13 protein-coding genes are annotated in these 18,256 nt (G+C 65.6%); all 13 read right to left on the reverse strand.

Annotation, left to right across the window (positions count from 1 at the left end):
* Positions 1 to 52 precede the first annotated feature (52 nt).
* On the reverse strand, positions 53 to 565 hold the full coding sequence (locus tag J7I92_RS03550; protein WP_214837421.1) for a DUF3817 domain-containing protein: 513 nt from the start codon (positions 563 to 565) through the stop codon (positions 53 to 55).
* The gene (locus J7I92_RS03555) at positions 562 to 1,479 is read right to left on the reverse strand and encodes an SURF1 family protein (RefSeq protein ID WP_214837423.1); all 918 of its coding nucleotides are present in this window, start codon (positions 1,477 to 1,479) and stop codon (positions 562 to 564) included. Before J7I92_RS03555 ends, J7I92_RS03550 begins: the two co-directional genes overlap by 4 nt.
* A 48-nt stretch (positions 1,480 to 1,527) precedes the next feature.
* A complete protein-coding gene (locus J7I92_RS03560; protein WP_214837425.1) occupies positions 1,528 to 2,016 on the reverse strand; it encodes a PTS sugar transporter subunit IIA in 489 nt (162 codons plus the stop codon).
* Between the two features lie 47 nt (positions 2,017 to 2,063).
* Entirely contained in the window at positions 2,064 to 3,815 is a 1,752-nt protein-coding gene (locus J7I92_RS03565; RefSeq protein WP_214837427.1) for a glycerol-3-phosphate dehydrogenase/oxidase, read from the reverse strand.
* A gap of 140 nt (positions 3,816 to 3,955) precedes the next feature.
* Entirely contained in the window at positions 3,956 to 5,092 is a 1,137-nt protein-coding gene (locus tag J7I92_RS03570) for a GuaB3 family IMP dehydrogenase-related protein (protein WP_214837429.1), read from the reverse strand.
* 4 nt (positions 5,093 to 5,096) lie between these two features.
* On the reverse strand, positions 5,097 to 7,073 hold the full coding sequence (locus J7I92_RS03575; protein WP_214837431.1) for an ABC transporter ATP-binding protein: 1,977 nt from the start codon (positions 7,071 to 7,073) through the stop codon (positions 5,097 to 5,099).
* A gap of 97 nt (positions 7,074 to 7,170) precedes the next feature.
* Positions 7,171 to 8,682: an IMP dehydrogenase gene (gene guaB, locus J7I92_RS03580; RefSeq protein ID WP_214837433.1), complete on the reverse strand. Its 1,512-nt coding sequence runs from the start codon at positions 8,680 to 8,682 to the stop codon at positions 7,171 to 7,173.
* A 224-nt stretch (positions 8,683 to 8,906) separates the two neighbouring features.
* Positions 8,907 to 10,964, reverse strand: a complete 2,058-nt coding sequence (locus J7I92_RS03585; protein WP_214837436.1) for an acyltransferase family protein — start codon at positions 10,962 to 10,964, stop codon at positions 8,907 to 8,909.
* Positions 10,961 to 13,012 (reverse strand): acyltransferase family protein, encoded by a 2,052-nt coding sequence (locus J7I92_RS03590; RefSeq protein WP_214837439.1) that lies wholly within the window; start codon positions 13,010 to 13,012, stop codon positions 10,961 to 10,963. The genes J7I92_RS03585 and J7I92_RS03590 overlap by 4 nt, the downstream gene beginning before the upstream one ends.
* A 133-nt stretch (positions 13,013 to 13,145) precedes the next feature.
* The gene (locus J7I92_RS03595) at positions 13,146 to 14,234 is read right to left on the reverse strand and encodes an NAD(P)/FAD-dependent oxidoreductase (protein WP_214837442.1); all 1,089 of its coding nucleotides are present in this window, start codon (positions 14,232 to 14,234) and stop codon (positions 13,146 to 13,148) included.
* On the reverse strand, positions 14,231 to 14,611 hold the full coding sequence (locus tag J7I92_RS03600) for a hypothetical protein (protein ID WP_251039409.1): 381 nt from the start codon (positions 14,609 to 14,611) through the stop codon (positions 14,231 to 14,233). The genes J7I92_RS03595 and J7I92_RS03600 overlap by 4 nt, the downstream gene beginning before the upstream one ends.
* A 94-nt stretch (positions 14,612 to 14,705) precedes the next feature.
* On the reverse strand, positions 14,706 to 16,343 hold the full coding sequence (locus J7I92_RS03605; RefSeq protein ID WP_214837445.1) for a helix-turn-helix transcriptional regulator: 1,638 nt from the start codon (positions 16,341 to 16,343) through the stop codon (positions 14,706 to 14,708).
* A gap of 277 nt (positions 16,344 to 16,620) precedes the next feature.
* Positions 16,621 to 18,231 (reverse strand): chaperonin GroEL, encoded by a 1,611-nt coding sequence (gene groL, locus J7I92_RS03610; RefSeq protein ID WP_214837448.1) that lies wholly within the window; start codon positions 18,229 to 18,231, stop codon positions 16,621 to 16,623.
* Between the last annotated feature and the right edge of the window lie 25 nt (positions 18,232 to 18,256).

The following is an 18,256-nucleotide window of genomic DNA, read 5'->3' on the forward strand; positions in this document are numbered from 1 at the left end:
CCCGAATCGGCCCCGGGCGTTAGGGATCTCACACCGCGGGCGGCTGCTTCAGTCAGTAGCGCTTGGACGCCTGCGGATTCGCGGCGAGTTCCGCCTCCACCTCCGCGTGGAACTTCTTCTCCACGATGAAGGACAGGAACGGCACCACACCGCCCAGGGCCAGCAGGATCAGTTTCGCGAACGGCCACCGCATCAGCGACCAGAGGCGGAAGTTGGACATCAGGTACACGACGTACATCCAGCCGTGCACAATCAGCACGGCGACGGACAGGTTCACTCCGCCCAGGACACCCTGCGGCTCGGCGTCGGCGAATCCGAAGCCAAACGGCTGGCCGGTGACCGCGTTGGTTCCGCCTGCGAACAGGTACTGGCCGAAGCCGTACCGCACCACCAGCTCGGCGCAGAGCAGCAGCAGCATTGCGCCTGTCAGGTATGCCATGACTTTGTAGAACTTGAGGGCAGACCGGATCTGGGCTTCCGTCCCGCCGAACCGGCGCTTCTTTACGGTGCCTGACCCGCTGGTCTTGGACGGCTGGGGCTGGATGGCCGGCTTGGGATCGATCATGGCTGTACCTTTTGTTCGGACGGGCTGGATTGCTGTGGCGGGACGGCGGTGTGCTGTTCGGCCTGCGGAGGATCTTCCGTGCTTTCGAGGTTCTCGAGGGGCTCGTCGTGGTCATGGTGGTCGTGGTGCTCGTCGTCGAACTCGTCCTCGAGGTCGCGGCGGTAGTCGTCCTTGACCATCCGCCACCAGATGAACAACGCAAAACCGGCAAACACGATCCACTCCGCGGAGTAGAAGAGGTTGAGCCAGTTCACCTGCTGGGGCGGAGGCTGCGGACCGATGTTCAGGGGCTTGAGTTCGCCGTTGACCGCCGAGGCGCTCACGTCGGTGCCGCCGGCAAGCTCGGATGTTGCCGCCACAAATCCCGGGTAGCTGCTGACTTCCCAGACATTGATCAGTTCCGCCACGGATACAGCGGTAGCACGCCCTGGTTCGGGGGCGGTGTTCGGCACCGGGGCTTCGGACGGCAGGAGCCGTCCCGTCAGTTCAATAGTGCCCGACGGCGGTGCGTCTGCTTCCGCCGGGTCAGCCACCCACCCGCGGGCCACCGGTATCCACGTCCGGGGCGATGCCGCAGCGCCGCTCAGGGCAGGGGCATCCTGCACGGAGAAGGCCGAGACCACCCAGTACCCCGTGGCGCCGCCGTTGAGGCGGCCCGGGACGAGCACCTGCTTGCCGGGGTCATAGGATCCGGTGGCGGTGACCATCTGGTCCGCCACGGAACCGTGAAAGAACTCACCCGGCTGGAGCACCTTGATGAGGGGCTTGACGTCCTCGGTGCCGGTGGAAACCGGCGCTTCAGGCCGGGTCGACCGGCCGAATTGCCACTGGCTCAGCAGCACAAAAACCCCGGAAATGACGATCGCAAACACCAGGCCTGCGATCCAGCGGGGTTTAAGGGCAGTTTTCAACACACATTAACCGTACTTCGTCCTCCTGTAGAACAACGAAACGGGCCAATATTAGTGGTCGAAGAACACCAGGCTGGAGTTGATGAGCTCAGCGATCACCTCGGCGTCGTAGGCCCGGCGCAGGGATTCCCGGAACGATTCCTTTGACAGTGAGCGGGCCAGGGTGGCCAGGACCTCAAGGTGGTCGGAGAAGGAACTTGCCGGCGTCGCAATCAGCAGGATGACCGTTGCCGGCCCGTCTGCCGCCCCGAAATCCAGCGCCTTTCCGTATTTGGTGATCCCCACTGCTATCGAGGTCCGGGACACGAACTCGCTCCGGGCGTGGGGCAGCCCGACTCCCCCGGGCAGGCCGGTGGCGAGCTGGTGTTCACGGGCATTGACGTGCTTGAGGAAGCCATCCAGGTCGGACACCCGTCCCGCTGCGAAGAGCCGTTCCGCAAGCTGCGTTGCCGCGTCCGCTTTGTCCGCGGCATCAAGCTCGAGAATCACCATTTCCGGGGTGGTGAGTTCGGCATCGTACCGATCCAGTGGTTCCGCCAAGAGGTGTCCCTTCAGTGAGGCAGGAGGCGGCGCGCATCAAGCATCCGTCACCGCAGCGGCACAATGTCCTCGACGCCCAGGCGAGCGGCGTCGGCAGATTCATCGTCAGGCTGCTGCTGGCTGAGCCGTTCGGCTTCCACCCGGGCGAGGTAATGCTTGATTTCGCTTTCGCGCTGCGCGTCGCTCCAGCCAAGAATTTCTCCCATCAGCTTAGCGACTACCGGGACGGCGGACACACCGCGGTCCCAGGACTCGATGGAAATGCGGGTCCTGCGCGTCAATACGTCGTGAACATGACGGGCCCCTTCGTGTGTGGCCGCGTACACTGCCTCGGCCTGGAGGTAGTCGTCCGCGCCGGGCAGCGGTTCGGCCAGTGCCGGATTCTCCTTGATCAGCGCCAGGACTTCCGTGGCCATGGATCCGTACCGGTTGAGCAGGTGTTCAATCCGGGCGACGTGGACGCCGGTCTCCTCCGCCGTCCTGTTGCGTCGGTTCCAGGCCGCCTTGAACCCGTTGGCCCCGAGCAGCGGGATGGAATCGGTGCAGCTGGGCGGGACGCGTTCGTCCATGCTCCGGGTCGCCTCATCCACCGCGTCCTTGGCCATGACGCGGTAGGTGGTCCATTTTCCGCCGGCCACCACCACGAGGCCGGGCACCGGGTGGGCCACCACATGTTCGCGGGAAAGCTTGGCCGTGGAGTCATTCTCCCCCGCCAGGAGCGGACGCAGGCCGGCGTAGACGCCTTCCACGTCCTCCCTGGTCAGCGGCCGCTTGAGCACCTTGTTGACGTGTTCGAGGATGTAGTCAATGTCCTTGCTGGACGCCGCCGGGTGGGCCTTGTCCAGGTGCCAGTCAGTGTCGGTGGTTCCGATGATCCAGTGCCGGCCCCACGGAATAACGAACAGCACGGATTTCTCGGTCCGCAGGATCAGGCCGACGGTCGACTGGAACCGGTCGCGCGGCACCACAAGGTGGATGCCCTTGGATGCACGGACTTTCAGCTGTCCGCGCTCCGTCACCATGGCCTGGGTTTCGTCGGTCCACACGCCGGTGGCGTTGATGACCTGCTTGGCCCTGATGCTGAAGGTGGAGCCGTCCTCACGGTTGACCACCTTGGCGCCCACCACCCGCTCGCCCTCGCGCAGGAAGTCGACCACCGCCGTCTGGTTCACGGCGTGGGCCCCGTAATAGGCGGCCGTCCGGACCAGGTTCGCCACGTACTTCGCGTCGTCAACCTGGCCGTCGTAGTACCGGATGGATCCGACGAACGCGTCATCCTTCAGGCTGGGCGCGGCGCGCAAGGTGCCGCGGCGGGTCAGGTGCTTGTGGAAGGGAACCCCCCGCTTGTGGCCGCCGGAGATCGACATGGCGTCGTAGAGCGCAATTCCCGCACCGACATAGGGCCGTTCCAGGAAGGGCCGGGTCAGGGGGTAGAGGAAGGGTACGGGCCGGGCGAGGTGCGGGGCGATCTCCGAGAGGAGCAGGCCGCGTTCATGGAGCGCTTCCTTGACCAGGCCGAAGTCCAGCATTTCAAGGTAGCGCAGCCCGCCGTGAATCAGTTTGGAGGAGCGCGACGACGTCCCTGCAGCCCAGTCGCTGGCCTCAACGATTCCCACACTCAGCCCCCGTGTCACGGCGTCGAGTGCGGCACCGGTGCCCACGATGCCGCCGCCGACGATGAGGATGTCGAGTTCCTTGCCCGGCTCCATCGTTGCCTTGAGCGCTGCAAGCGATGCTTCCCTGGCGGCCGGGCCGAGGGCCCCCTGGGGAAAGGACGGGTTACCGGAAGAACTGTTCATTGTCATGCCTCCATCCGCTTCAAACCTCGTAGTTCACCAGACTACTTGCTGGGCATGCGGATGGGCAGGGCCCGCCTGCGCTCAGCGGCGCCGGTCCCGGCGGGTGCGCCGGGGCGTCAATCTCCGGGACCGGCCCAGCCTCAGATTCCGGAGTACGGGGATACGACGACGTCGACCCGCTGGAATTCCTTCAGGTCCGAATAGCCCGTGGTAGCCATGGAGCGGCGCAGGGCGCCGATCAGGTTGGACGTGCCGTTGGTGTGGTGGCCGGGTCCGAAGAGGACCTCCTCAAGCGGGCCGACGGTGCCGACGTTGACCCTGTCGCCGCGCGGCAGTTCCAGGTGGTGGGCTTCCTGCCCCCAGTGCCAGCCCTTGCCGGGCGCTTCTTCAGCCCTGGCCAGCGCGCTGCCGAGCATGACGGCGTCGGCGCCCATGGCGATGGCCTTGACGATGTCACCTGAAGAGCCCATGCCGCCGTCGGCGATGACGTGGACGTACCGTCCGCCCGACTCGTCCATGTAGTCGCGCCGGGCCGCGGCGACGTCGGAAATCGCCGATGCCATGGGCGAGTGGATGCCGAGGGCGCGGCGGGTGGTGGTTGTTGCGCCGCCACCGAAGCCCACCAGCACGCCGGCGGCGCCGGTGCGCATAAGGTGCAGGGCCGGGGTGTAGCCGGCGGCGCCTCCGACGATCACAGGGACGTCGAGCTCATAGATGAACTGCTTGAGGTTCAGCGGTTCATGGTCCTTGGAGACGTGCTCGGCGGAGACGGTGGTTCCCCGGATGACGAAGATGTCGACGCCGGCCGCCACGACGGTCTTGTAGTGCTCCTGCGTGCGCTGCGGGGTGAGCGAGCCGGCAACGGTCACGCCTGCGGCGCGCATCTCGGCCAGGCGGGACGTGATAAGTTCCGGCTGGATCGGGGCCTGGTACAGCTCCTGCATCCGGCGGGTGACGGTCGGGCTATTGGTCTCGTCCTCCAGCGCCCCGATCTGGTCAAGCACGGACTGCGGGTCCTCATACCGGGTCCAGAGCCCTTCGAGGTCCAGCACGCCGAGCCCGCCGAGGCGGCCCAGGGCAATGGCGGTCTCGGGCGACATCGCCGAGTCCATGGGCGCGGCAATAACAGGCATGTCGAACTTGTAGGCATCTATCTGCCACGAGACCGAAACGTCCTTCGGATCACGCGTACGACGGTTGGGGACGATCGCGATGTCATCCAGGGAGTAGGCACGACGCCCACGCTTGCCACGGCCAATCTCAATCTCATAAGTCACCGCTCTAGGTTATCCCAGTGTCCCCATCGTCTGGGCCCACGCCGGGCCCACGCCAGCCGGGTTCCCTGGCCGAGCTTGCGAGGTTAGGGGGCTGGTGGGGCGGGTTCCCTGGCCGAGCTTGCGTGGCTAGGGGGCTGGTGGGGACGGTCAGCTGGGATTCGAACATCCGGAAGTACCGTCCGCGCAGCGCAACCAGCTCCCGGTGGGTGCCCTGTTCCACGATTCGCCCGTCCTCCAGCATGTAGACGACGTCCGCTTTCTCGATGGTGGCGAGTCGGTGGCTGATCGCGATGATGGTGCTGCTGCGGTCAGCGAAGAGCCGGGAGAAGATCCGGTGTTCGGCGAGGGCGTCGATGGCCGACGTCGGCTCGTCCATGACCATGAAGGTGGCGTTGCGGTAGAAGTTCCTGGCCATCGCGAGCCTCTGCCACTGGCCGCCGCTCAGTCCGCTCCCCTTGCGGCCCCGGGGATCCTCCATCCAGTTGCTGACGTGGTTGTCCAGCCCGTTGGGCAGCTTGTTGATGAATTCCAGGGCTTCGGCGTCGGCTGCCGACCGCCGGATCCGCTCATCGTCCCGCGGCGAATCGACGTCGCCGAAGAGAATGTTCTCCGCCGCGGTGGCGAACTCGTACTTGAGGAATTCCTGGCTCAGCACCGCCAGGTGACGGTGCCAGGACTTGACGTCGACGGCGGCGAGGTCGACGTCGTCGAGCATCACCTGTCCTGAATCGGGGCGGTAGAGGCCGGCCAGGATTCGGATCAGGGTGGACTTGCCGGCACCGTTCTCACCCACGATGGCGATGTGCTGGCCCTCGCGGATGGTCAGGCTGATGCCGCGGATCACCTCGATGTCGCTGCCTGTATAGGTGAAGCGGATGTCCCGCAGGGCCACCGTACGGGGAGCCTGCAGCAGCGGCCGGGAGTGGTCGGAGTGCACCGGAAGGGCCATGAACAGCTCGTAGTCCTTGAGGTTGGCCAGGTCCTCGTCGATGGAGCTGAGCGAGGATACGAGGTTGTTCGCCGTCGACAGCGCCCTGCTGACAATCTGCTGGACGTAAAGGAACTGGCCCACCGGCTGGGCGCGGGCGATGATCTGGCCGACCACCCAAATGAGCGAGACGACCTCGGCGCCGTACTGCAGCGCATCAGCCGCCAGTTGCTTGGGGATGTACCGCTTCTGGAAATCCAGCCGGCGCTTCTCGTCGGCATCCCGGAGCCGGGAGCGCAGGTCCATGAGGTACCCGACGATCCCGTACAGGCGCATCTCGGCGATGTGCTGCGGACGCAGCAAATTCGTTTCGATCATCCTCCGCTGGCGCCGCGAATCCACCTGGGTGTTCCAGTGGGCGATCTGTTCGCGGGAAAGCTTGAACTGCAGGTACACGCTGGGGACAATGGCCACCAGCACGATCACCGCGATCCACCAGCTCACCAGCAGGAGCGCCCCGACGGCCAGGACCACCGAAACCAGCTGGGTGAAGATCGCGGCGATCCTGTCCAGGACCCGGGCATAGGAATCGGAAAACCGCTTCGCGCGGTCGTACAGGTCCACCGTTTCCTTGTCGTCGTACCGCCAGAACTCGAGCGCCAGGAAACGCTCGTACATGAGGTCTCCTACGATGGCGCCCACCCTGAAGCTCATGAGCTGCTGGATGTACCGGTCCACGCTGCTGAAGCCGCCCCAGAACAGGCCCAGCGCGGCCGTGATGATCACATAGGCGATGGCCTGCTGGCCCGCGGCGGCGTCACCGGCGTAGGCGGCCGCCAGGGCGGTGGTGGTGAGGGCCGCGAAGTAGGTGGTGACCAGGGGCAGCAGGGCCGAGATCAGCGAACCCACCACCTTCATGACCACGGCCACCGGTGAGGCACGGAAACTCACCCGCAGCACCTGCGCCACTGCCCGGGCATAAGGCCGCAGGGCCAGCCTCCGCTGAGGGTCCCGTTTCGGGTTCAGCTCGGCGGGATGGCGTGGTTGGGACATAGCTACAGCCTAGTTCCGTGCACAGACACAAACAGACCGTGGGGACAATTCCCCACGGCCTGTTGGGACACGTTCTGAGTGCAGAAAACCCGGACGCTTAACGCGAACCGTAGTTCGGAGCCTCCACGGTCATCTGGATGTCGTGCGGGTGCGATTCCTTGAGGCCTGCAGGCGTGATGCGGACGAACTTGCCCCGCGCCTTCAGCTCGGCCACGGTGGGCGCGCCGGTGTAGAACATGGTCTGGCGGAGCCCGCCCACCAGCTGGTAAGCCACGGACGCCAGCGGGCCGCGGTAGGCCACCCGGCCTTCGATGCCTTCCGGGATCAGCTTGTCGTCACCGGACACATCTGCCTGGAAATAACGGTCTTTGGAGTACGACGTGTTCTTGCCGCGCGTCTGCATGGCCCCGAGGGATCCCATGCCGCGGTAGCTCTTGAACTGCTTGCCGTTCACGAAGATCAGCTCGCCCGGCGATTCGTCACAGCCGGCCAGCAGCGAGCCGAGCATCACAGTGTCCGCGCCGGCAACCAGCGCCTTGCCGATGTCGCCCGAGTACTGCAGGCCGCCGTCGGCGATCAGCGGCACACCGGCCGGGATGGCCGCCTTCGCGGACTCGTAAATGGCGGTGATCTGCGGAACGCCCACACCGGCCACCACGCGGGTGGTGCAGATGGAGCCCGGACCCACGCCCACCTTGATGCCGTCGGCACCGGCGTCGATGAGTGCCTGCGCGCCTTCGCGGGTGGCAGCCTGGCCGCCGATGATGTCCACGTGCGCGGCGACAGGATCGGACTTCAGGCGGGTGATCATGTCCAGCACGCCCTGGGAGTGTCCGTTGGCGGTGTCAACGAACAGGGCGTCCACGCCGGCGTCGATGAGGGTCATGGCACGTTCCCAGCCGTCGCCGAAGAAACCGATGGCGGCACCGACTCGCAGGCGGCCTTCATCGTCCTTCGTGGCCAGCGGGTACTGCTCGGCCTTGGTGAAGTCCTTGGTGGTGATGAGGCCCTTGAGGCGGCCCTGATCGTCAACCAGGGGGAGCTTTTCGATCTTGTTCGTGGCCAGCTTGTGCGAGGCTTCGTCGCGGCTGATGCCGACGTGCCCGGTAACGAGGGGCATCTTGGTCATGACGTCGCTGACGAGGCGGATCGGGAAATCCGCTTCCGGCACGAAGCGGGTGTCGCGGTTGGTGACGATGCCCAGCAGCCGCATGCCCTCGTCCACCACCGGCAGCCCGGAGACCCGGTAGTGCGAGCAGATCTCGTCCAGTTCGGCCAGTGTTGCTTCCGGGCCGATGGTCAGCGGGTTGGTGATCATCCCGGATTCGCTGCGCTTCACCCGGTCCACCTGGTCGGCCTGGTCCTGGATGGAGAGGTTGCGGTGGACCACGCCGAGGCCGCCCTGGCGGGCCATGGCGATGGCCATCCGGGACTCGGTAACGGTGTCCATGGCCGCGGAGAGCAGCGGAGTCTGGACGGTGATGCGCTTGGAAATGCGCGAGGAGGTGTCGGCCTCTGACGGGATGACGTCGGTGTGCCCCGGCAGGAGCAGGACATCGTCGTAGGTCAGGCCGATAAAGCCGAACGGGTTGTGTTCGGGCTGGGTCATGAGTGCGCCTCTTACCTTAATTCCGGGGTTCACGGGTAGGGGTTGCAGCTGATGACCAGCCCGTCATTACGGGACTGGCCTGTGCAGATGGTGATGCAGGGCGGGGTGCCTTGATGCGGAAGTATTGAATAAATTCTAGAACCTTGGCGGCGATCCCCATATTCCGGAGCGGTAATGTGAGGAACCGCACGCGCGGCTGAAACACCGGGCGGACGTACGCCCGGTCAGACCCAGCCGGTGGCGGCCAGCAGCCGCTTCTCGAACATCGGAATCATGCTCTGCACATAGGTCTTGGTCAGGTGGTTGTCGTCCTTATAGACGTACACGTTTCCCACCACTGCCGGACAGATCCCGTCCGCGCAGATGAAGTCGCTGAGGTCCATCAGGTGCAGGCCCTCCACCTTGCCGCGGTAGGCGTCCAGGGGCGAGGAGGCGGCAAGCGATTCGCTTAATGGCCGGTTGCATTCGGCCGCGTCAGCGCCCTTCCTTTGCACGCACTCCGGAATATTGAATCCGAACCGCGGGTTGTCCCGGACGCCGATGACGTCCATTCCGGCGTCGGTGAAGGGCTTGATGCCCTCGAGGTAGCCGGGAACTTCCGTCTCGAACGGCGCTTCTTTATGCGTCAGGGACGCAACGGTGAATACGGCATCAGGCTTGTGTTCGAGCACATATTGCGCACTGGCCTTGTTGAAGGCGTTGCATTCTTCGTTGCGTTCGGCCGACTCGGCCCCGAAGCGGCAGTTCCCCTTCAGCAGGGTGACCACTTCCCAGCCGTGTTCCTTGGCGATCGGCCCCAGCGCTGCCATGTACTGCTGCGCATGGGAATCGCCCAGCACCACGATCCGCTTGGTGACGGTTTCCGGTTTGGTGTTCTGCAGGCAGCCGGACAGCAGCGGATCGGCGGGCACGTTGGCGTCGGTGCAGAGGCCGTCGATGTCCGCCCATTCATGTTCCATGGCGGCCGGCGCCGGGATGATCCTCGCTTCCGGCGTCGGTTTTCCCACGTTTTCCGGAGTGAGGGCGGCGGCACCCGGGGTCAGTTCCCTGGGCTGCGCCGCGGCGGCTGCTTCGTCCGCGGTCAGTTGGGTCTGCCAGAGGGACACCGGCCCTGCCAGCAGCGCTCCGCAGGCGGCGATGACGACGGCGTTCCGCCAGACCCGCCGCTGGGGCCAGTGCCAGTCGCGCAGCGGCTTTTCCACGAAGCGGGTTGTGAGGACAGCCATGACTACGGAAGCGGTCACGATCGCGAGTCCCTGGACCAGGTTTGGCGAGACAATGCCTGTGCCGGCGAGGGCAAGCACCAGCAGCGGCCAGTGCCACAGATACAGCGCATAGGAATTGTCGCCGAGGGAAACGAGGGGCTTCCAGCTCAGCAGCCGGTCGGCACCGAAGCGGCTGCCGCTTTGGCCGGCCACGATGATGGCCGCAGCGGCCAGTGTGGGCCACAGCGCCACGAACCCGGGAAAGGACCGGTCCACGGTCAGCAGCAGGCCGCAGGACACCATGGCCGCCACGCCGGTCCAGCCGAGGATGACGCGAAGGATTTTCCCCGGCTTCAGGTACGGAAGGGCGAGCGCCAGGAGGGAGCCCAGCGCGAACTCCCACAGCCTGGTGCGGGTGTCAAAGTAGGCGTAGGCCTGGTTGGTGGCGGTCTGGTCGATGGAGTACGCCAGCGACACCGCGAAGATCGCACCGAAGGCAAGGGCCAGCAGCATCCGGTAGCTGACGGCAGGCCGGCGCAGCACCCGGTGCAGCACTGCTGCTCCCGCAAACACCAGTGGCCACAGAATAAAGACCTGCCCCTGGATGGACAGCGACCAGAAGTGCTGGAGGGGGCTGGCCCCCGAGTGGTCCTGGGCGTAGTAGTCAACGGCCGAGTCCGCGAGCAGCCAGTTCTGCCGGTAGAGCAGGGAGGCCCAGGCCTGCTCCAGCACGTCGGGCCAGCGGCTTTGGGGAAGGATGGCCCAGGTTCCTACCAGGACACCGAGAATAACGACGACGGCGGCCGGCAGAAGCCGCTTGAAGAGGTGCAGCCAGTGGCTGACGAGCTTAAGGGGATGGCCGCTTTCCACCTTGCGCACGAACGACAGGGTGAGCAGGAACGCGGAGATCAACAGGAAGATGTCCACACCGCCGGATACCCGGCCCAGCCAGACGTGGTAGGTGACCACCATCAGGACGGCGAGTGCCCGGAGGCCCTGGACCTCGGGGCGGTACCCTTTCCTGGCTGCCTTGTTTCCGCTGCTTGTTTTGGCTCCGTTGCGTGTTTCCGTCGTCATTGGTCCTTCCAGCCCGTCGCCTCCATGAACCGTTCCTCGAATATCGGAGTGAGGGTCTTCATGTAGGTCGCGGTTGGGTGGTTGTCGTCAAGGTAGGCGATGACGTTTCCGATCACCGCCGGGCAGGTGTCCGTGTCCCCCGGGCAAAAGTAATCCGAGAAATCCAGGTTCTTCACACTGGGGTAGGCGTTGGCCGGAGACTCCCCGGCGTAGGCATTGGTGCGCGGGACAGCGCAGGCGGCTTCGTCGTCGGCATGCTGGGCCAGGCATTCGGGCACGGAGCCGGGGAAACGCGGGGTGTCCCGGACCGAGACCACGGGAATACTGTTTCCGGCGACGCTTTGGAGCATGTCCGCCCAGCCCGGATCCATGTATTCAGTTCCGCCTTCGCCGTGGCCCACGCGCGTGCTGGTGGTGAAAATAAGGTCGGGCTGGATCTTGGCGATTTCCGCTGAGACTGCTTTGTTGAAGTCCACGCAATTCCCGGGAACTTCCGCGTCCTCACCCTGGGTGACCGGGCACAGGGCCTTAACGTAGGTCACCACCGACCAGTGGTGCCGCTTGGCCAGTTCCATCACCGGCGTGGCCCAGACGCCGGCATGGGAACTTCCCCACACCACGATCGTCTTCACGGGCGACTCCACCTCACCGTTGGTGCAGCGGATGCCGTCCGGGTCATGGAAGCCCTGGCATCCGCCGGGGAAATCCGCCCAGTCGCTGCCCGCATCAGCCAGGTCCGGCAGGAGGACTGCGTCTGCCGCCGCCTTCCCTGAATAACCGGGCATCAGGCTCCTGGCGCCGGGATTGTTGTATTCAGCCTGGGCCATGGCGGCGTCCGCCTGCATTTGGATCCCTTGCCTGGCACCCGCGAGCGAGCCTGCCGCGAGCGCGGCCACCATGGCGATCGAAATGAACGCACGGCGACGGTTGACCTCCGGCCAGCTCCATTCGCGCCATGGCTTCTCGATGAACCGGGTGGTGACGTACGCGAGCGCCAACGAAACGACAATGATGACCGTGCCGGAAATGGGCCCGGCGTGGTCCTTGCCCGTGGCGGCAAGGGCGATGACCAGGACGGGCCAGTGCCAGAGGTACAGGGCGTACGAGTTGTCCCCCAGCCGGACCAATAGTGCGGCGCTGAGGATCCGGTCGGCCCCGATCCGGCTGCCGGTTTGCCCGGCGACAATGACGCAGGCCGCGGCGAGGGTGGGCCACAGCGCGGCCACACCGGGAAACGCGGCCTGGACATTGAGCAGGATTCCGCAGCTGAGCATGGCCACCACACCCAGCCATCCAAGGAGGATCCGGCCGGTCCGGGGAATCCGGAAGCCGGGGAGGATCAGTGCCACGAGTGTGCCCAGGGCGAATTCCCACAGGCGTGCGCCGGTATCAAAGTAGGCCTGTGCCTGGTTGGTGAGGGTGAAGACAATCGAGAAGACCAGGGACGCCAGGAAAATGGCGGCGAAGATGTAGCAGAGCAGGATCCGGTAATGCAGCCGGTACCGCCTGGCAATGAGGGCAGCGCCGGCAAAGATCAGCGGCCACAGGATGAAGACCTGCCCTTGGATGGACAGGGACCAGAAATGCTGGAACGGGCTGGCGATGCTGTGGTCCGTGGCGTAGTAGTCCGTTGCCTGCGACTGCAACAGCCGGTTTTCGGCGTAGAACAGCGAGGCCCAGCCTTCGGAGATGATTCCGAGCCAGCGGGTGCGGGGCAGGAACAGATAGCTCGCTACGAGGACGGCGATGATCACGGTTACGGCCGCCGGCAGCAGGCGCCGGAACAGGTGCAGCCAGTGCTTGATCAGGGCCATCGGCCTGCCCTGTTCGTACCGGCCCACAAACTGCAGGGTCATGAGGAATGCCGAGATCAGCAGGAACACGTCAACGCCGCCGGATACGCGTCCGAACCAGATGTGGTACGTGACCACCATGAGGACGGCCAAGGACCGAAGGCCCTGGATTTCGGGCCGGAACTTCGATTGCCGGTTCGCTTCCGCGCCAGAGCCGCTACGGCGCGGCGAGGCCAGGGCTCTCGCTACAGACATAGAAAAACCCCTCAGGCGGACAACCAAAGCATCCATGTTATCGAATCGTAATTTTCAACGCGAATCGCCGGCGCCGGCGAACATGTCCCCCGCCTCCCATTAATGCACTGCAAGCTGGGAGTTTCCAGAACCGCTAAGCCGGCGACGCGGCAGGAATCCTTCCGGCCAGGTACCGTGCGTCGCGGCACGAGCCCGGCAGGGTTGCCGATGCCGCCGCGTACATGAATTCCTCGCCCAGGAAGAACAATCCGGGCATGTCGGTGGAAACGCCGCGGTGTTGCCGGGGGCGCCCGTTGCCGTCGAATACCTGCGGTTCGATCCAGTCAAAGGATTCGCGATAGCCGGTGCACCAGATCACGTTGGACACTTCGAGAGGGGTGCCCGCGACCACCGGTTTTCCGTCCTGAACGCCGGTCACGCGCGGAACGAACTCGACGCCGGCGGCAGCCAGGTCTTTTTGCTTCGTACGGATCAGCGGGTGGGCATGGGCCAGCATGTGCGGCGCCGCTTTTCTTCCCAGCGGATTGTCCACGGTAAGGACATGCAGACCCAGGAAGCGCACGACTGGCAGGACAAAGCGCGCCGCCGTCCGTCCGTGACGCACGGGAAGCTCACCGCCGGGTTTGCCGGCCACCAGCGTGGAGTGGGTGCCGCTCACTTCCAGGGCAATTTCCGCTCCTGAGTTCCCCAGGCCTACCACGAGCACCGGGCCAGGCTGCAGTTGCCCTGGATTCCGGTAACGGCTGGAATGGAGCTGGGTGATGGAGGGCGAAAGGCCTGAGGCAAAGTCCGGAAACCTGGGTGCCTGCGTGGAACCGGTGGCCACCACGACATTGCGGGCTACCCACCGGCGGCCGTCCGAGGAGGCAACGAAGCGTCCCTCCTCGTGCCGCAGCTTTTCGACCCTGACGCCGGTCCGGACCGGAAGGTCGAACCTGGCGGCATAGGCTTCAAGGTAGTTAGCGAGCTCGTCCTTGGCCGGAAATGACAACCCGTCTCCCGGGAACGGCAGCCCGGGGAGGCCATCATACTTCGCCGGGGTGAACAGCCGGAGGGTGTCCCAGCGCAGCCGCCACGCGTCCCCGATCCGCGGGTTGGCATCCAGGATCAGGAATCCCCTGCCCTGTCCCTTGAGGTAGTGACCCATGGCCAGGCCGGCCTGTCCCCCTCCGATCACCAGTGTGTCGAGGACTTCTGCCGCGGGGTCGTTCATGCCGTTCATTGTGGTGCCTCCTTCTCAGGTGTGTGCTGATTCATAGGCTGAACCTTGGACCCCGCTGGGTGAGCCAGCACCGCGTGATCCAGCACCGCGTGAGCCAGGGCCGGGCCCTCACCGGGCGATGCGGACCTGAACCGAAGCCACCAGAAGAGCATGAGTGCGGACGCGAGCACGTACACCACGTGGAGCAGCCAGATTGGACCCGCCGGCAAGTGGAACACGTACACGGAGTGGACCGCGTTGGCCACATTGCTGAGGACCAGGCTGCCCAGGCTGTAGGACGCAAGATCCTTCGTCCGTGCGGCCTTGTACAGCATGGGCAGCATTCCTAGGGCAAACAGCACTGTGGAGAAGGTGCCGGCCAGGACGGGAAGGTTCATGCTTCGACAGTAGGGCCGCGGCCACGGCGGCCGCGTCGGCAGAAATATGCATCTTTCCCGCCGCCTGAGTGGGTGGTTCTATGCAGTCCGGAGATCAGCCGGCGAGGCCGTGCTCGTAGGCGTACCGGGTGGCCGCGGCCCTCGATTGCAGCCCGAGCTTGAGGTAGATGTTGCTGATATGGCGGGCCACGGTCTTCTCACTCAGGTAGAGGTCGCCGGCGATGACGCGGTTGGCTTTTCCGGCAGCAACCAGCCGGAGCACTTGCAGTTCTCTCGGTGTCAGCGGTCCTGCATCGGCCTTTCCCGCCGGCCGCTGGAGGGACGCCGCCCATGCAGCAGCCGGGCCTGCTCCCAGCTCAACGAATTCGGCATACGCGGCTTCGAAGTCCATGGCCGCCGACACGCCGTCGCCCATTGCGCGGCAGGCCAGCCCCAAAAGGGCGCGACAGCGCGCGGCCTCATACGGAACGCCCAGTTCGCGCCACAGCGTCCACGCCCGCCGGAGGACCGGGAGTGCCTGGCCGGGCGCATCTTCGGCGAGCAGCACAGCCCCGTCCGCCTGGCAGGAGGCGGCCTGGGCCATCGGCATTCCACAGTCCCGGGCAACGGAGGCAAGCTCGTCAGCGGCCCGTCGGGCCGCCGCCCCATCCCCTGCGGCCAGTTCGATCTCTGCTAGGGCAGGCAGGAGGTGACGGCGGGTGGCGAGGTCGGTGGCGTCGGCTGCCCCTCGAATCACCGCCTGCGCCTGCAAGGCATCGCCGCGGGCCAGGTGCAGCAGGGCCAGCCCGGGCTGCGGCTCGTACCCGCTGCGGCCTGCGAGCCGGTACGATTCATCGGCCGCATCCAGTTCACCGGTCAGCCGCTGCACTTCGCCCAACTGGTAGTGCCCGCCAAAAAGGGCCATGTAGTCCCCGGAGGCGGACAAGCCCTGGGCAGCCTTCGCTGCAGCGGCGGCCTCGGACCATGCCCCGTGCAGGCGGTACAGTTCGGCCCGGTGCGCCTGGCACTGGCCGGTAAAGAGAACCATGTCCGGCCGTTCCCCGCACCAGTGGTCCAGGGCGGCCGTCCATTCCAGCGCTCGGCGCAGGTCGAAGGCCAGATGGCAGTTGCCGACAACTGCGCAGTAGATGATCCCTGAAGGGACGGGTGAAAGTTCCCCGGCGGTGACCGCAACCATGGCTTCATCAAAGAGCCGGAGGCCCGCGCTGATGTCGCCCAACATGAGGGTGGCCTGGCCCGTGCCCAGCAGCGACAGCGAGATGAGGTCCCGGTCCTGAAACTTTTCGCCGATGGCCTGGGATTCGCCGAAGACGCGGAGGGCACCGGCGGGGTTGCCGCGGTACAGCATGCCCAGGGCCACGGGAACCAGCACCAAGCCCTCCGCCGGACAGGGCTCGTCGAGCTCATCCACAAGCCTTTGTGTCCGGGCGAACCAGCCCTGGCTGCGGGCCATTTCGCCGTTGTTCATGAGATACATGCCAAGCCAGGCCCCGCAGCGTGCGGCGCTGGCAACATCACCGACCACGAGGTACTCCTCGTGCGCACGGGTGAGGGCGTCCACGCTGGCAGTTACCTTGCCTATCAGGTTTTCCACGGTGGAAAGACGTTCCAGGTCAGCCGTCGGCAGGCCCCCCGTGCGGTCGACGTCGACGAATTGCTCGAAGGCCTCCGACCAGCGATGCTCCGTGAACGCGGAACGGCCCCGGTCAAGGTCCGCTTCAGACGATGCCATTGTGCCTCCCCGGATCAGCCCGGGTCCTGCCGGCCCGGTCCGCGTCCATTCTCCAACCGCCACGTCCTCGCGCGCCATGTCTTTGGCGGCCCGTCGTTAAGCGTCACCGTACGCCCGGCCGGCCATGGGCACAAGCTCCGGCAGCGGGGCGCGGCGGGCCGCGGCGGGCCTCGGCGGGCCGCGGCGGGCCGCGGGCGGGACCAACAGGGGGCACGAAAAAGCCGGCCCGGCGGAGAGGCCGGGCCGGCCTTTTCAGCGATTTATTTCAGCAGACAGCCTAGTGGCTGTGGCCTGCGTGCTCGTCCTCTTCGGCCGGCTTTTCAACAACGAGGGTCTCGGTGGTGAGAACCAGCGCTGCGATGGAAGCGGCGTTGCGGAGGGCTGCGCGTGTCACCTTGACGGGGTCGATGACGCCGGCAGCGATGAGGTCTTCGTAGTCGCCGGTCTTGGCGTTGAAGCCCTGGTTGACTTCGGCCTCGGCAACCTTGGCCGCGACGACATAGCCGTCGAAGCCTGCGTTCTGGGCGATCCAGCGCAACGGCTGGACCAGTGCGCGGCGGACGATGCCAACGGCAGCAGCCGCGTCACCTTCGAGTGCCGTGACGGCCGGGTCCTCGTCGAGTGCCTTCAGCGCGTGGATCAGTGCGGAACCGCCACCGGCCACGATGCCTTCTTCGAGGGCAGCGCGGGTGGAGGACACGGCATCTTCGATGCGATGCTTCTTTTCCTTCAGCTCAACCTCGGTGGCTGCGCCGACCTTGATCACGCCGATGCCGCCGGCCAGCTTGGCCAGGCGCTCCTGGAGCTTTTCCTTGTCCCAGTCGGAGTCGGTGCGGGTAACCTCGGCGCGCAGCTGGGCAACCCGTGCCGCAACGTCCTCGGCGGTGCCTGCACCGTCAACAATGGTGGTGTTGTCCTTGGTGACCGTGATGCGGCGGGCGGTACCCAGCACCTCAAGGCCGACGGAGTCCAGGCTGAGGCCCAGTTCCGGGGAGACAACCTGTGCACCGGTGAGGGTGGCGATGTCCTGCAGCATGGCCTTGCGGCGGTCGCCGAAGCCGGGAGCCTTGACGGCAACAACGTTCAGGGTGCCGCGGATGCGGTTGACGATCAGCGTGGACAGAGCCTCCCCGTCGACGTCTTCGGCAATGATGAACAGCGGCTTGGAGCTCTGCAGTGCCTTCTCCAGCAGCGGCAGGAATTCCTGCACCGAGGAGATCTTGCCCTGGTTGATCAGGATCAGGGCGTCTTCCAGGACTGCTTCCTGGCGTTCGGCGTCCGTGACGAAGTACGGGGACAGGTAGCCCTTGTCGAACTGCATGCCCTCGGTGAGGACCAGTTCGGTCTGCGTGGTGGAGGATTCCTCGATGGTGATCACACCATCCTTGCCGACCTTGCCGAATGCCTCGGCGAGGAGCTCGCCAACCTCGTCGCTCTGCGCCGAGATGGCAGCAACGTTGGCAACCTGGGTGCCTTCGACCGGGCGGGCGTTCTCGAGCAGGCGAGCTGCAACGGCCTCGACCGAAACCTCGATGCCGCGCTTGATCTGGCCGGGGGCGGCGCCGGCAGCAACGTTGCGCAGGCCTTCCTTGACCAGTGCCTGTGCCAGCACGGTGGCGGTGGTGGTGCCGTCACCGGCAACATCGTTGGTCTTGGTGGCGACTTCCTTGGCCAGCTGTGCGCCAAGGTTTTCGTAGGGGTCGTCCAGTTCGATTTCACGGGCGATAGTCACGCCGTCGTTCGTGATGGTGGGAGCGCCCCACTTCTTGTCCAGCACGACGTTGCGGCCGCGCGGGCCGAGCGTCACCTTGACCGTGTTGGCGAGCTTGTCGATGCCGGCTTCAAGCGACCGGCGGGCAGCGTCGTTAAACGCAAGCTGCTTTGCCATGGTTTTGTCCTTTCAAGACAGAAAC

The organism is Arthrobacter sp. ISL-72 (genome assembly GCF_018613755.1).
In the GTDB taxonomy this organism is placed as follows: domain Bacteria; phylum Actinomycetota; class Actinomycetes; order Actinomycetales; family Micrococcaceae; genus Arthrobacter.

Bases quoted from the DNA above. Each gene is read 5' to 3' on its own strand.
- J7I92_RS03550 (WP_214837421.1), bottom strand. From the start codon at position 565: ATGATCGATCCCAAGCCGGCCATCCAGCCCCAGCCGTCCAAGACCAGC.
- J7I92_RS03565 (WP_214837427.1), bottom strand. From the start codon at position 3,815: ATGAACAGTTCTTCCGGTAACCCGTCCTTTCCCCAGGGGGCCCTCGGC.
- J7I92_RS03575 (WP_214837431.1), bottom strand. From the start codon at position 7,073: ATGTCCCAACCACGCCATCCCGCCGAGCTGAACCCGAAACGGGACCCT.
- guaB (WP_214837433.1), bottom strand. From the start codon at position 8,682: ATGACCCAGCCCGAACACAACCCGTTCGGCTTTATCGGCCTGACCTAC.
- J7I92_RS03585 (WP_214837436.1), bottom strand. From the start codon at position 10,964: ATGACGACGGAAACACGCAACGGAGCCAAAACAAGCAGCGGAAACAAG.
- J7I92_RS03590 (WP_214837439.1), bottom strand. From the start codon at position 13,012: ATGTCTGTAGCGAGAGCCCTGGCCTCGCCGCGCCGTAGCGGCTCTGGC.
- J7I92_RS03595 (WP_214837442.1), bottom strand. From the start codon at position 14,234: ATGAACGGCATGAACGACCCCGCGGCAGAAGTCCTCGACACACTGGTG.
- J7I92_RS03600 (WP_251039409.1), bottom strand. From the start codon at position 14,611: ATGAACCTTCCCGTCCTGGCCGGCACCTTCTCCACAGTGCTGTTTGCC.
- J7I92_RS03605 (WP_214837445.1), bottom strand. From the start codon at position 16,343: ATGGCATCGTCTGAAGCGGACCTTGACCGGGGCCGTTCCGCGTTCACG.
- groL (WP_214837448.1), bottom strand. From the start codon at position 18,231: ATGGCAAAGCAGCTTGCGTTTAACGACGCTGCCCGCCGGTCGCTTGAA.